Origin of the sequence: Enterovibrio norvegicus FF-33, from assembly GCF_000286835.2 — a bacterium.
Lineage (GTDB): Bacteria > Pseudomonadota > Gammaproteobacteria > Enterobacterales > Vibrionaceae > Enterovibrio > Enterovibrio norvegicus_A.
The window spans coordinates 607,920-622,201 of sequence record NZ_AJYD02000013.1 but is presented as its reverse complement, the minus strand read 5'-3'; the positions used below and the strand labels follow the sequence as shown (position 1 = coordinate 622,201).

General features: G+C 46.4%; 13 protein-coding genes. 3 read left to right on the top strand and 10 right to left on the bottom strand.

Annotated elements, in window-relative coordinates; genetic code table 11:
• Position 1: 1 nt before the first annotated feature.
• Positions 2-1,372 (top strand): adenylosuccinate lyase, encoded by a 1,371-nt coding sequence (purB, locus tag A1OO_RS05125; RefSeq protein WP_017004812.1) that lies wholly within the window; start codon positions 2-4, stop codon positions 1,370-1,372.
• Positions 1,373-1,492: 120 nt separating this feature from the next.
• Positions 1,493-2,626 carry a cupin domain-containing protein gene (locus tag A1OO_RS05120; protein WP_016961508.1) on the top strand — a complete coding sequence of 378 codons (1,134 nt, stop codon included), beginning with the start codon at positions 1,493-1,495 and terminating at the stop codon, positions 2,624-2,626.
• An 86-nt stretch (positions 2,627-2,712) separates the two neighbouring features.
• On the opposite strand, the gene oppF is transcribed toward A1OO_RS05120, so the two are convergent.
• From oppF to A1OO_RS23540, 6 genes are all read right to left on the bottom strand, one after another.
• A complete protein-coding gene (gene oppF / locus A1OO_RS05115; RefSeq protein ID WP_016961507.1) occupies positions 2,713-3,708 on the bottom strand; it encodes a murein tripeptide/oligopeptide ABC transporter ATP binding protein OppF in 996 nt (331 codons plus the stop codon).
• Complete coding sequence (locus tag A1OO_RS05110; protein WP_017004811.1) at positions 3,708-4,673, bottom strand: ABC transporter ATP-binding protein; 966 nt, start codon at positions 4,671-4,673, stop codon at positions 3,708-3,710. Before A1OO_RS05110 ends, oppF begins: the two co-directional genes overlap by 1 nt.
• A 9-nt stretch (positions 4,674-4,682) precedes the next feature.
• Positions 4,683-5,597 (bottom strand): oligopeptide ABC transporter permease OppC, encoded by a 915-nt coding sequence (oppC, locus tag A1OO_RS05105; RefSeq protein ID WP_016961505.1) that lies wholly within the window; start codon positions 5,595-5,597, stop codon positions 4,683-4,685.
• A gap of 10 nt (positions 5,598-5,607) precedes the next feature.
• A complete protein-coding gene (gene oppB / locus A1OO_RS05100) occupies positions 5,608-6,528 on the bottom strand; it encodes an oligopeptide ABC transporter permease OppB (protein WP_016961504.1) in 921 nt (306 codons plus the stop codon).
• 72 nt (positions 6,529-6,600) lie between these two features.
• Positions 6,601-8,241, bottom strand: a complete 1,641-nt coding sequence (locus A1OO_RS05095) for an ABC transporter substrate-binding protein (protein WP_016961503.1) — start codon at positions 8,239-8,241, stop codon at positions 6,601-6,603.
• A 690-nt stretch (positions 8,242-8,931) separates the two neighbouring features.
• A complete protein-coding gene (locus A1OO_RS23540; RefSeq protein WP_016961502.1) occupies positions 8,932-9,090 on the bottom strand; it encodes a hypothetical protein in 159 nt (52 codons plus the stop codon).
• An 851-nt stretch (positions 9,091-9,941) separates the two neighbouring features.
• On the opposite strand from A1OO_RS23540, the gene A1OO_RS05090 reads away from it, so the two are divergent.
• Positions 9,942-12,464: a glycosyl hydrolase family 18 protein gene (locus A1OO_RS05090; protein WP_017004810.1), complete on the top strand. Its 2,523-nt coding sequence runs from the start codon at positions 9,942-9,944 to the stop codon at positions 12,462-12,464.
• 104 nt (positions 12,465-12,568) lie between these two features.
• Here the strand turns inward: A1OO_RS05090 and moaE are convergent, their stop codons facing one another.
• Genes moaE through moaB form a run of 4 tightly spaced genes read right to left on the bottom strand, consistent with a single transcriptional unit; the run spans position 12,569 to position 14,249 of the window.
• Positions 12,569-13,009 (bottom strand): molybdopterin synthase catalytic subunit MoaE, encoded by a 441-nt coding sequence (moaE, locus tag A1OO_RS05085; protein WP_016961500.1) that lies wholly within the window; start codon positions 13,007-13,009, stop codon positions 12,569-12,571.
• Positions 13,010-13,011: 2 nt separating this feature from the next.
• Complete coding sequence (moaD, locus tag A1OO_RS05080; protein ID WP_016961499.1) at positions 13,012-13,257, bottom strand: molybdopterin synthase sulfur carrier subunit; 246 nt, start codon at positions 13,255-13,257, stop codon at positions 13,012-13,014.
• Entirely contained in the window at positions 13,254-13,733 is a 480-nt protein-coding gene (gene moaC, locus A1OO_RS05075) for a cyclic pyranopterin monophosphate synthase MoaC (RefSeq protein WP_026024050.1), read from the bottom strand. The genes moaD and moaC overlap by 4 nt, the downstream gene beginning before the upstream one ends.
• 3 nt (positions 13,734-13,736) lie before the next feature.
• Positions 13,737-14,249, bottom strand: a complete 513-nt coding sequence (gene moaB / locus A1OO_RS05070) for a molybdenum cofactor biosynthesis protein B (protein ID WP_016961497.1) — start codon at positions 14,247-14,249, stop codon at positions 13,737-13,739.
• Positions 14,250-14,282: the final 33 nt, after the last annotated feature.

Sequence of the window (14,282 nt, the reverse complement as noted above, 5' to 3'; positions counted from 1 at the left end):
CATGGAACTGTCAGCGCTGACAGCTGTTTCACCGGTGGATGGCCGTTACGGAGCGAAAACGATTGCGTTGCGTTCAATCTTCAGTGAGTTTGGCTTATTGAAGTACCGCACAATCGTCGAAGTTCGTTGGTTACAAAAACTGGCAGCAACAGATGCTATCAAGGAAGTACCGGCATTCAGCCCAGAAGCAAACGCCATTCTGGACAAAATCGCAGCCGAATTTAGCGAAGCCGACGCGATGCGCATTAAAGACATTGAGCGCACGACCAACCACGACGTTAAGGCGGTTGAGTATTTCCTGAAAGAAAAAGTGGCTGACAATGCCGAATTGCATGCAGTGAATGAGTTCATTCACTTCGCCTGTACTTCAGAAGATATCAACAACACGTCTCATGCTCTGATGCTTCAAGAAGCGCGCGAGCAAGTGCTGTTGCCAGAAATTCGCAACGTCATTGATGCAATTAAATCACTGGCGGTTGAATATCGCGATGTCCCTCTTCTGTCTCGCACCCACGGCCAACCCGCCTCTCCTTCTACCATGGGTAAAGAGATGGCTAACGTTGCATACCGTATGGAGCGTCAGTACAAGCAAATCGAAAACGTTGAAATTCTGGCGAAAATCAATGGTGCTGTAGGCAACTACAACGCTCACCTTTCTGCTTACCCAGAAATCGACTGGCACGCATTCAGCGAAGAATTCATTACTGAATCACTGGGCGTGACGTGGAACCCGTACACCACGCAAATCGAACCGCATGACTACATTGCTGAGTTATTCGATGCGATTGCACGATTCAACACCATCCTTCTTGATTTCGATCGTGACGTTTGGGGCTACATCGCACTGGGTCACTTCAAACAAAAAACGATTGCAGGCGAAATTGGTTCTTCAACCATGCCGCATAAAGTTAACCCAATCGACTTTGAAAACTCAGAAGGTAACCTAGGTCTTGCTAATGCAATCTTTAGCCACCTAGCACAAAAATTGCCGGTATCTCGCTGGCAGCGTGACCTAACCGATTCTACGGTTTTGCGTAACCTAGGTGTGGGTTGTGGCTATGCGATCATTGCATACACGTCGACGCTAAAAGGCATCAGCAAATTAGAAATAAACCAAGCTGCGCTTGAAGCTGAGTTAGACAAAAACTGGGAAGTATTGGCAGAGCCTGTACAAACTGTTATGCGTCGTTATGGCATTGAAAAGCCATACGAAAAGCTAAAAGAGCTAACGCGTGGTAAGCGTGTTGACGGCGAAGGCATGCGCGTCTTCATCGATGGTCTGGATCTTCCTGAAGAAGAAAAAGTACGTCTGAAGAAAATGACCCCAGCTAACTACATTGGTGAAGCGATCAAGCTGACTGATCAGCTGTAAGCAAACACCCTGAGAAAGAAGCCCGCTGACTAGGCGGGCTTTTTATTTCTTGCAATCCTGCCCCTCTATGGCTCATGGGTATATAATCGCCCCCTCACTTAAAGAAACCGTGCATCTCCTATGTATCAGCTAAATTTTGACTTAAACGAATTCCTTACCACCTACTGGCACAAACAGCCGGTTGTGATCAAAAAAGGCTTTGTCGACTTTGAAGATCCGATTAGCCCAGATGAACTTGCAGGTCTGGCAATGGAAGAGGAAATCGATTCTCGCTTTGTGACGAATCTGGATGGCAATTGGAAGGCGCAGCACGGTCCATTCGAAAGCTTTGACGAATTTCCCGACACACATTCTCAGTTAATCGTTCAAGCGGCTAACCATTGGCACCCAGGGCTTCGCGAATTGGCTCAACCTTTCCGTGTTCTGCCAAATTGGTTGTTTGACGATGTGATGATTTGCCTTTCAATGCCTAATGGCGGCGTAGGCCCTCATATTGACCAATACGATGTATTCATCATTCAAGGCATGGGTAAGCGTCGCTGGCGTGTGGGTGAAAAAGGCGAATACAAAGACGCCAACCATGACTCAGGTCTGCGCCAAATCGAAGGCTTTGACCCGATCATCGATGACGTTTTAGAACCGGGAGATATTCTTTATATCCCACCTGGTTTCCCGCACGAAGGGAATACCATCGACGTATCGATGAGCTACTCAATTGGCTACCGTTCACCGAAGAAGCAAGAACTGCTAAGTACTCTTGCGGATTATGTGTTGACCAATGAGCTGGGTGATGTTCACTTCTATGACCCTAACCTACAAACTCGTGATGAGCACGGCATGATCCCAACGTCTGAATCCGAGGCGCTCAATGACATGCTAATGAAACTGATCAACGACCCGAAAATCAAAGCTCGCTGGTTAGGTGAGCAATTGAGTCAGTCTCGTCACGAACTGGACATCATGGCAGCAGAGCCACCATGGCAGGCAGATGAATTATTCCAATTCGTCGAAGATAACATGGTGCTGGAAAAAGTGTCGGGTATGAAAGCGCTGTATCACGAGAATGATTTATCCGTCATTTACGTCAACGGCGAAGCGATTGAATTACCCGAAGGCTGCGAGGCTGCAGCGAGACTCCTTTGCGATCAGGAAGCGTTTACTGGTGAAGACTTGGGTGAGATGGCTAGCAATCCTGCGCTGCTCGCGCTTCTGCTTGATCTGTGTAACCAAGGTTACTGGTACCCTCAAGCCTAATCGCAACAAAAAACCAGATTAAAAATGAAAGCCTTCCGATTGGAAGGCTTTTTTGTGGATTCGTTCTGGTTGGTTAAGTTCAACGGTTATAGATGAACTTGCAAACAAGCCGCTGAGTGGTAATCCGTGCCTTCTAGCATTGGCTTTTTCTGCGCACACGCTTCTGTTGCCTGAGGGCAACGCGTACGGAATACACAACCTGATGGTGGATTCATTGGCGAGGGTAATTCACCTTCCAACAACTGGATCTTCTTGTTACGTTCTTTGATCGGATCAGGAACCGGCACTGCTGACATCAACGCACGCGTATATGGGTGCTGTGGGTTATCAAACAGTGCTTTCCCTTCGGCCAATTCAACCGCATTCCCTAGATACATCACCAATACCCGATCAGAGATGTGTTTTACCACGGACAAGTCATGCGCAATGAAGATGAGGCTTAGACCCATCTCTTGTTGCAGTTCTTTTAGTAGATTCACTACCTGCGCTTGAATAGACACGTCCAGTGCCGATACAGGCTCATCACAAATCACCAGCTTTGGCTTTAAGATAAGCGCACGCGCAATACCAATACGCTGACACTGGCCACCGGAAAATTCATGCGGATAACGGTTAATCACATTAGGCAATAAACCAACACGCGTCATCATGGTTTGCACCTGCTGCTTCACTTCATCCTTAGATAGCTCGGGATAGAAAGTTTTCAGCGGTTCAGCAATGATATCGCCAATGGTCATACGCGGATTAAGCGATGCCAGCGGATCCTGAAAAATCATCTGGATTTCTTTGCGTTTCTCTCGCAAATCATTGACGCCCAGTTTTGTGAGATCTTGACCCAACCACACAACTTGGCCTTCTGTTGCTTCCACCAAACCAATCACAGCGCGAGCAAAGGTCGATTTTCCGCATCCTGATTCACCAACGACACCAAGGGTTTCCCCTTCGTACAGTTTGATGTTCACACCATCAACCGCTTTGAGTACCGAAGGTTTTGCCCACGGTAGCAGTGATTTCGATGCGATATTGAAATAAACTTTTAGATCTTCAATATCCAGCAGTAAGTTCTTGTTCATTGCACCCATTACCACGTCCCCTGATCAGAAAAACACGCACGAAGACGACCGTCAGAAAATGGCGTCAGAATCGGTGACTCGCTCTTACAGGGGACAGAAACACGATGGCAACGATCTTGATATGGACAGCCCGGTGGTAGCTTCAACAAGTTCGGTGGATTACCCGGAATGGTTGGTAACACATCGCCTTCCACATCCAAGCGAGGAATGGCTCTTAGCAAGCCCTCAGTGTAGGGGTGGCTAGGTTTGTAAAAGATATCATCCACATTGCCGTATTCCATCGTACGGCCCGCGTACATGACCAGCACTTTGTCACACGAACCTGCAACCACACCCAGATCGTGCGTGATCATGATAATCGCGGTGTTGAATTCTGATTTCAGTTCGTTCAGCAGATCCATGATCTGCGCCTGAACCGTCACGTCCAATGCCGTTGTTGGCTCATCAGCAATCAAGAGCTTTGGACGACACAACAGCGCCATTGCAATCATCACACGTTGGCGCATACCGCCTGAAAACTCGTGTGGGTACATGGTAATGCGCTTGCGCGCTTCAGGGATTTTCACCGCTTCCAGCATACGAACAGATTCTTCAAATGCGTCTGTTTTACCCATGCCCTTATGGTGCATCAATACTTCCATCAGCTGATCGCTGACTTTCATATACGGATTAAGCGACGTCATGGGATCTTGGAAAATCATCGCAATCTGCTCTGCTCGGATCTTGTTCAGTTCCTTTTCAGACAGATTGAGAATTTCATTTCCTTCAAATTTAGCGCTGCCTTTAATGACACCATTTTTCGCAAGTAGACCCATAATCGCAAACACGGTCTGGCTTTTACCTGAACCTGATTCACCCACAATGCCAAGCGTTTCGCCACGCTCGAGTGAAAAGTTCAGGTCGTTAACTGCGGTAACAGAACCATCTTGGGTTTTGAATTCTACACGCAGATCTTTAACATCTAATAGGCTCATACTTCCTCCTTATCGGTCCTTTGGATCTAGCGCGTCACGCAGACCATCACCCACATAGTTGAAACACAACAGCGTGGTTACCATGAACAAGGTTGGAAACGCCAGTTGCCAAATCGCCAGTTCCATCGTTTGAGAACCTTCTTGCAACAGCGCACCCCAGCTGGTCATTGGCTCTTGTACTCCTAAGCCCAAGAAGCTTAAGAAAGATTCAATTAAAATCATGCTTGGAATAAGCAGCGTTGAATACACAGCCACAATGCCTAGCACATTCGGGATGATATGACGGAGGATAATGTTTCGTGTACTGACACCACTCACGTGGGCAGCTTCGATGAACTCTTTGTTTCGTAAACTCAACGTTTGACCGCGCACAATACGTGCCATATCGAGCCAAGCAATCGCGCCGATAGCGACGAAGATCAGCACGATATTTCGTCCGAAGAAGGTCACCAATACAATCACTAAGAACATGAATGGAATTGCGTTCAATATTTCCAGAATACGCATCATGACACGGTCTGTACGACCACCAATGTAACCAGATGCAGCCCCGTAAACGGTGCCAATCAGTACTGCAACAAAGGCGCCCATTAGGCCAACCATCAGCGAGATTTGGCCACCAACCAAGGTACGAACATAAATGTCTCGGCCTAGTGCGTCAGTACCAAAAATGTGTCCTTCTGCACCCAATGAAGGAGCCGCATGCATGGCATACCAATCCGTATCATCAAACGCATAAGTCGCGAACAATGGACCGACTATCACCCACAAGGTGATACAGAGCAAAATGGCTAGACTCGTCATTGCGGCTTTATTACGCATAAAACGAATGCGCGCGTCTTGCCACAAGCTGCGACCTTCTACTTCAAGTTGTGCCGAAAAATTCTCGAGAGCTTCGTTATTTTCTTCTTTTTTTAATAGCATATTTCAAACCTCAATAACGAATCTTTGGATCAAGCCACGCCAGCAAAATATCCACAACGGCGTTAAAAATAATGAACAGCGTACCAATCAAGATGGTGACACCCATGACCAATGAGTAATCACGGTTGAAAGCGGCGTTAACGAAAAGCTTACCAATCCCAGGAAGGCCGAATATTGTTTCGATAACCACTGAGCCGGTAATAATGCCGACAAACGCTGGGCCCATGTAGGACACTACCGGCAGCATTGCAGGACGAAGCGCATGCTTCACTACGATGTAGCTCATGCTCAACCCTTTCGCTTTCGCGGTACGGATGAAATTGCTGTTCAACGTTTCAATCATGCTGCCACGCGTAATACGGGCAAATGTCGCGATATAAAGGAAAGACATGGCAAGGATTGGCAGGACCATAAATTCAATTGCGCCGCCATTCCAACCGCCCGCAGGCAGCCATCCCAAGCCGATGGAGAAGACATAAATCAGTACCGGCGCCAAAACAAAGGAAGGCAGCACCACCCCGAACATGGACGTAGACATAATGAGATAGTCGACCCAACTGTTTTGCCGCAACGCAGCAATGGTGCCGATAGTGACACCTACAATCACCGTCAGAATAAAGGCGTAGAAACCCACTTTTGCCGAAACAGGCAAGGCCGTAGCAACCAGCTCATTCACTGTATAGTCTTTGTATTTGAATGACGGTCCGAAATCGCCTTGCAGAATATTACCTAGATACGTTGTGTACTGTTCGAATACGGGCTTATCAAGACCATATTTCGCATTGATGTTTTCCATTACCTGAGGAGGCAGTGTTTTTTCAGAAGAGAATGGATTTCCCGGCGCGAAACGCATCAAGAAAAAGGAGATGGTGATCAATACCAACAATGTTGGTATTGCTTCCAGTGTTCGAGTAAAAATCAATCTAAACATAAAGCATCTCACATATGCTCAAAAAAACATGCGCTCGCAGCCAAGCCACGGGCGCATGGAGTGACCCTGTTATTATTCTGCGATAATGAACATATCTTTGGTGTAGATATTGTCTTGAGGGTTTTTATCTGGGTAGCCGCCTACGGATGTCGCAACCAGACGTGGTTGGACATACTGATAGATAGGAGCAATTGGCATGTCTTTGGCAAGTTGCGCTTCAGCAATTGCGTAGTAGCTATTACGCTCAGCTTCCGTTTTTGCAACGGTCACTGCATCGTTCATCGCTTTATCAAAGATTGCACTCGAGTACTTCTGGTCGTTAGAACCATTCTCTGTCATCGCAATCGCCAAGAACGTAGACGCTTCGTTGTAGTCTGCACACCAGCCTGCACGACGAACATCAAAGTCGCCTTGCTTACTGCTATCCAGATAGGTCTTCCACTCTTGGTTTTCCAAGGTCACATTGACGAAGTCACCCAGTGATTTTTTCCACATTGACTGAATCGCAACTGCAATTTTCTTGTGGTTTTCACTGGTGTTATAAAGCAGCGTAAAATCAAGCGGATTGCCTTTACCGAAGCCTGCTTCTGTAAGCAATACCTTCGCTTCTGCAATGCGCTCTTTTTGATTCATCGTTGCATATTCAGGTGTCTCAGGGTTAAAGCCAGTAATGCCGCTGTGAGTGAGTGCATACGCTGGTTTTTGACCTTGACCCAAGATAGCCTTGGCGATGATATCGCGATCGATGGTGTAAGACAGTGCACTGCGAACCCGGTTGTCATCAAACGGTGCGCGCTGCGTGTTGAAACCATAGTAGTAAGTACAAAGGTTTGGTGAAACAACAACGTTATCAGGATATTGTTTCTCAAGACGACGGAATTGCTCGTTAGGCACTTCATACGTGATGTCGATTTCACCGGATAGGAAGCGGTTCATTTCCGCGTTCTGGTTTTCGATAGGCAGGAAGCTGACTTTATCGATAACAGTATCTTCGTTATCCCAATAGCTTCCATTTCGCTCTAGAACGATCTTCTCGTTCACCACCCAGTCACTCAGTTTATATGCACCGTTGCCGATAAAATTATCAGGCTTAGTCCATGAGTCACCATGCTTATCAACTGAAGCCTTGTGAACCGGATACATAGTAGTGTGCGCTAACATTTTCACGAAGTACGGCAATGCCACTTCGGTTTCTAGTACGAGGGTGTGATCGTCGACAGCTTTAACCGCTAACTCATCTACTGACTTCTTACCAGCAATGACATCTTTTGCGTTTTTAAGCTTGGTGTATTCAATATACCAAGCATATGGCGACGCTGTTGCAGGATCGGCTGCACGCTTGAAGCTGTACTCAAAATCCTGAGCCGTTACCGGGTCACCGTTCGACCACTTGGCATCTTTGCGAATTTTAAACGTGAAAGTTTGATTATCTTCTGTTGTCCAAGACTCTGCGGCACCTGGAATGGTATTACCCAATGCGTCTTGAATAACCAGACCTTCCATCAGATCACGCAGAACATGAGCCTCTGGCACACCTTCGACTTTGTGCGGGTCAAGCGAAGCAACTTCAGTGCCGTTACCACGAACCAACTCTTGAACCGGTGCGAGTTTTACATCCGCGGGGACTTCTGCTGCCACAGAAGTGAAAGACGTTGCCGATACGGCCATTCCTGCGCCCAACAACAGGGCCTGAGTGATTTTGTTCTTATACATGCAGATACTCCAATTTATCCTGTGCTTGCATCCATGACACTCTCCGGCACTCTTAAATCGAGAAGAAAACTAAGTCGTATTTCATCTAAAAACTTGAGTGGACGACGGAGAATTGCTTGGAACATTACCAAGCATCAAAGTAATTTGCCACAAAATCGACAGAAAAAGTCACATGTATCTAACAAATAGTAGAAAACCAGCATGTTCAACCAACCCTATGAGATAAGTTGAACGGATACTTCAATGCAGACTCAATAAAAAGTGAAAAATTGTATAAAAAACCCTAAAAGGGCAATTTTTAAGCATTTAAATTGGAATTTATGGGTAACTTTCATCATATAAATCGATTATAAACGTTAGATTAGAGATATATGACTGCGTAATAACTCACTGAAAGTGCATAAGTAGCCACAGTTTGAAAGGGGTCATTTAATGCATGCCTTTGTTCTCAGGCACTGTACAGGCAGTTAATGCGACAATTTACATTTACTTAAGCTTTTCCTTGCGCTCTTTTATGTAATTAAATCATCCATCAACACTTAATACGCGAACAAAAAAAGCCAGCGATATCTCAGCTGACTTTTTATTCACACTATTATTCAGCATCGGTTAAAAAGAACCACCATGCCTGATAATCAACAAACTCTCGCTCTAAAGCATCTGAGGTTGCTTGGGTGTAAAACGTTTGCGTTATTTTTGCTCGTTTTCAAGTTTAAGGGGAGCCTCAGCATTACCTTTAACGGCTTTCCCTTCCACGAGCGAATCATTTTTGGACTGCTGCGCGTCGTCCGGCATGATGTCGTGCATCATTTGCTTCATTTTTTTATTGCTAATACGTCTATGTCCCATTGGAATCCTCCTGATTGATATTACCGCTCAGGCACAGATACAGCTTGTGCATATACGAAATGATCGTATCTGACGTTTCATTGAGCTTTGTGATTTCACTTAAAAGTGTAGCAAAGCTTTAGAGGCCACCCGACGCAGTTTTGACACAATGAGACACCAACCACCCCTAGTCCCTTTTTCTCACCAAGAAACAATCTATTGGCGTGTTTTAATAACAATATGGAATAAAAAAAATGCTGGTTAGAATTTATTCATTCTGACTGTAAATGTGACAGAGATTCAATTGTGAAAGTCTTAAATATTGCGCACTATGTCTCTGTACCGATGTAATGATTCGTTGTTTTTCGGCGCTGAGGTGCAAACAGCTACGCAACAAACCAATTTATGTCCAACAAACAATTAAAGAGACGATCATCAATGAGACCCGCAGGCTCACAATCTAGACCTCTGTGCTCTCGCGTCCGACATGGCTTTATTCCGGCTGGAAAACAAAAACCAGCAAACGAAGAAAAAGCACAAGAACGCCGTTAAACCACAGTTTATTACATGAATAAATGGCCTTTCATTTGAGAGGCCATTTTTTATCTATAACCATTTCAAATTCCATTGAGACATTCATCACTTAGTTTCCAAAGAAGAATAAGTGCTACTTTTTGTGACTTGCTACCTGAAAAACAACCGCAATGTAACGTAAGTGTTACTGTATTACCTCTTCTACCTCTAAAACATTCCCTCTCAATTTTGCCTAATTTACCTTTAAGAACAACTATCTGAATAGGGTTAACGAAGATTGACTCACATTCATGCGCTGAATAGTTAATTCTCGCAATAAATTTTCGAGGTATATTAAGATGAACAAATCGGCTTTTCTGAAGGGGCTGCTTGCCGCCTCTGTCGCGGGGGCGCTATCTACACCGGCCTTCGCTGCGCCCGGTGCGCCCGTCATTTCATGGATGGAAACGAATTTCTCCATTATTGAAGTGAATGACGCTGCTACCGCATACAAAGACTTGGTCACAGTGAAACCGTATGCAGAAGTCCCAGTGACTTGGGATCGCTGGTCTGGTGAACCCGCCGATTCTTGGCGTGTTCTTCTCAACGGCGACGTTGTGTATCAAGCTAACGTGACACCGTCTGCTAGCCAAAAAGAATCGGCCATCCTGGAGGTCGCTAAAGGCGGTAAGTACAGCATGGTTGTTGAACTGTGTAGTGGTGAAGGCGCGACACAGACGTGCACGCCTAGCGCACCAAAAGACATCGTTGTGGCTGATACAGATGGAAGTCATTTAGACCCACTTCCTATGAACGTTGACCCTAACAACGGTAATTACACGACACCAACAGATACTGTCGTCGGTGCATACTTTGTAGAATGGGGTGTTTATGGCCGTAAGTTTGCCGTTGACAAAATCCCAGCACAAAACTTGACTCACATTATCTATGGTTTTGTGCCTATTTGTGGCAACAACCCATCTCTTGATGACGGACCTCTTGCTGCTTTGAACCGTGCTTGTGTTGGAACCCCGGACTACGAAGTTGTTATCCACGACCCTTGGGCCGCAGTTCAAATGCCACATCCACAGTCTGGTCAGAGCCACTCTTCTTCTTATAAAGGCACCTATGGTCAAATCATGGCGCTTAAACAACGCTATCCTGACCTGAAAATACTTCCTTCTATCGGTGGCTGGACACTTTCTGACCCTTTTTATGATTTCGGTGTAAAAGCTAACCGTGATGTATTCGTCACCTCAGTGAAGAGTTTCCTACAAACGTGGAAATTCTACGATGGTGTCGACATTGATTGGGAATACCCAGGAGGTCAAGGTGCGAATCCCGATCTCGGCGACTCTGTAAATGACGGCAATACTTATGCGTTGCTCATGCAAGAGTTACGTACCATGCTGGACGAACTGTCGGCAGAAACAAGTCGTACCTATGAACTCACGTCAGCGGTTGGTGTTGGTTACGACAAAATCGAAGACGTAAACTACGCAGATGCTGTGCCACACATGGACTACATCTTCGCAATGACGTACGACTACTATGGTGGTTGGAACAATGTTGTTGGGCATCAGACAGCACTCAATTGCGGTAGCCATCTTTCGGCGGATGAATGCGCAGGTAAAGGCCTTGATGACGAAGGAAAACCACGTAAAGGCCCAGCTTATTCAACTGTAAATGGTATTAATCTTTTATTGGATAAAGGCGTTCCAGCAGAGAAACTCGTTGTTGGCGCAGCCATGTATGCACGTGGTTGGACGGGCGTAACAGAGGCGAGCATGAGTGATCCTACTAATCCGATGACGGGTGTGGGTAACGGCAAAGTCGCGGGTTCTTGGGAAGCAGGGATCCTTGATTACAAGGACGTTGTCACTCAGTTCGAAAACAAGACTGGTGTGGTTCTTGGCTATGATGAACAAGCTGAAGCACCTTGGGCTTGGGACCCATCAAACGGTGATTTAATCACTTATGACAACAAACGCTCAGTGATGGCGAAAGGGGCATATGTTCGTCAAAACAACTTTGCAGGGCTATTTGCTTGGGAAATCGATGCAGACAACGGTGATATCTTGAACGCAATGCAAGAATCCCTCGCAAGTGATGTCACACAACCACCACGTAACAAAGATCCCGTCGCTAACGCTGGTGTAGATGTTACGGTTAACATTGCTGGCTTAGTCGCATTAGATGGCTCGGCATCTTCTGACGTAGATGGCCAAGTCGTTGCGTATAGCTGGAAACAAACCAGCGGTCCAGCAGTAACCCTTGCGAATGCAGATACTTCTTCTGCTTCTGCTGACATTCCTGCCGTTACAGTCGATACCCAGTTTGTATTCATGTTAACTGTGACAGATGACAAAGGCGCTACTGCGGTTGATGCTGTTTCTATCACGGCAAAAGCACAAGGTGGAACTGTTCCAACGAACCAAGCCCCTGTTGCCGCATTGACAGTGCAAGCAACAGCCAATGCGGGTGATATTGTATTTGTTAACGCAAGTGGTTCAAGCGATCCGGACAGCGATACGCTCACATACACGTGGAACATTCCAGCGGGTGTTCAAGCTACGCCAAACGGTGCTAGCCTGACATTCACAGCAGACAGTTACACTGTCGATACAACGCTGACGTTCTCAGTGACAGTGTCTGATGGGAAACTGACTGACAGTGCAAGCGCGTCGGTTGCCGTAGCAAAAGACGCACCGGTTGTGAATTGTCCAAATGGGTGGAAGGAAGGCGTAGTTTACAACTCGGGTGATGTTGTCACTCAAAATGGCAAAGAGTACTCAGCCAAGTGGTGGACAACCAACGAAGAACCTGGAACCACAGGACAATGGGGTGTATGGAAAGAACTTGGCGCAGCAGTCTGCAAATAGTCCTTCTATTTAACCTAATGAGCTAACGGTTCAAACGTAAAAGGGATGCTTACGCATCCCTTTTGTTTTTTATCGTGTTGCTCTGGTTTACCACCGTTGAGGCTTTACCAACGATTAGCTGCCGTATCATCACTTTCACGCGCTTCCACCCACCGCTCGTCATCATTTAGACGCTCTTTCTTCCAAAAAGGTGCGCGAGTTTTTAGGTAATCCATAATGAACTCACAGGCTTCAAATGCCGCATTGCGGTGAGCACTGGTTACGCCAACAAACACTATCTGATCACCAATGTTCAACGCACCAACACGGTGGATAACACGAATATGAGTCAAGGGCCAACGTTGCTTCGCTTGAAGCACAATCTCGTTCAGCGACTTTTCTGTCATCCCCGGATAATGCTCAAGCGTCAATCCAGTCACATTGTCACCGAGGTTCATGTCACGTACTTTGCCAATAAAAGTCACGATAGCACCATCACTGTCGCTATCATTTAGACGCTGGTATTCCTCGGCGAGGGAAAAATCTTCGTGCTGAACAGATATCACGCTTAGCCCCCTGTCACCGGTGGGAAAAAAGCCACCTCATCACCATCTTTTACCGGCGATGACAGTTCAGAAATGGTTTGATTAATTGCCACCAGCAACTTTCCAGATTCTAACGCTAATGACCACTTGTCTCCTTTCGCCGCAAGGTGTTGGCGAATATCTTCAGCAGAATTGAATTTCGCATCAAGAGCCAAAGATCCGGTTCCCACCAGCTCTTTAACCTGAGCAAAGAAAAGCACTTGGATCATTGTTCCACCTTAAAATGTCCTGATTTTCCGCCGGTTTTCTCAAGCAAACGTACTTGCCCAATCACCATGTCCTTTTGCACCGCTTTACACATATCGTAAATGGTTAGCGCAGCCACAGACGCCGCAGTTAACGCCTCCATTTCTACGCCTGTCTTTCCGGTAAGTTTACAAAGCGATTCAATACGTACCTGTGATGTTTCCGGTAACGCTTGAAGTGATACCTCCACTTTAGAAAGCATCAGAGGGTGACACAACGGGATCAGATCCCATGTGCGTTTCGCGGCTTGAATACCTGCAATGCGTGCCGTCGCAAATACATCACCTTTGTGGTGCTTTCCGGAAACAATCAATTCGAGGGTCTCTGGTGCCATATCGACATAAGCTTCAGCTCGTGCTTCACGTACGGTCTCAGTTTTACCAGACACATCCACCATGTTTGCTTCGCCCGACGCATTTATATGAGTAAACCCAGTCATGGATTATTGACCCAAATGCGGCATGAAGTTACATGGGCGATGACTCGCATCAAGCTGTTGCTTAATGATACCCGTCCAACCTGTGCGGCATGCGCCGGTTGAACCCGGCATCGCAAAGATCACCGTGTGATTAGCAAAACCCGCAATGGCGCGAGACTGAATCGTCGATGTGCCGATTTCTTCATAAGAAATAGCACGGAACAACTCACCAAACCCTTCGACTTCTTTATCAAAGAGCGGTTTCAATGCTTCTGGCGTGCTGTCGCGAGATGTAAAGCCTGTACCGCCAGTGATCATCACAGCTTGAACGTTCTCATCAGCAATCCATTGTGAAACGACTGCACGGATCTTGTAGACATCATCAATCACGATTTGCTTGTCAGCCAATGTGTGTCCTGCATCTTTCAATGCATCCACCAGGAATTGGCCCGATGTGTCGTTTTCCTCGGTACGAGTATCTGAAACAGTCAGAACCGCAATCTTAGCCGGTGTAAATTCAGTAACAGCGTGACCCATAAAATTTGAACCTCAACGAAATAATTCTAAGAC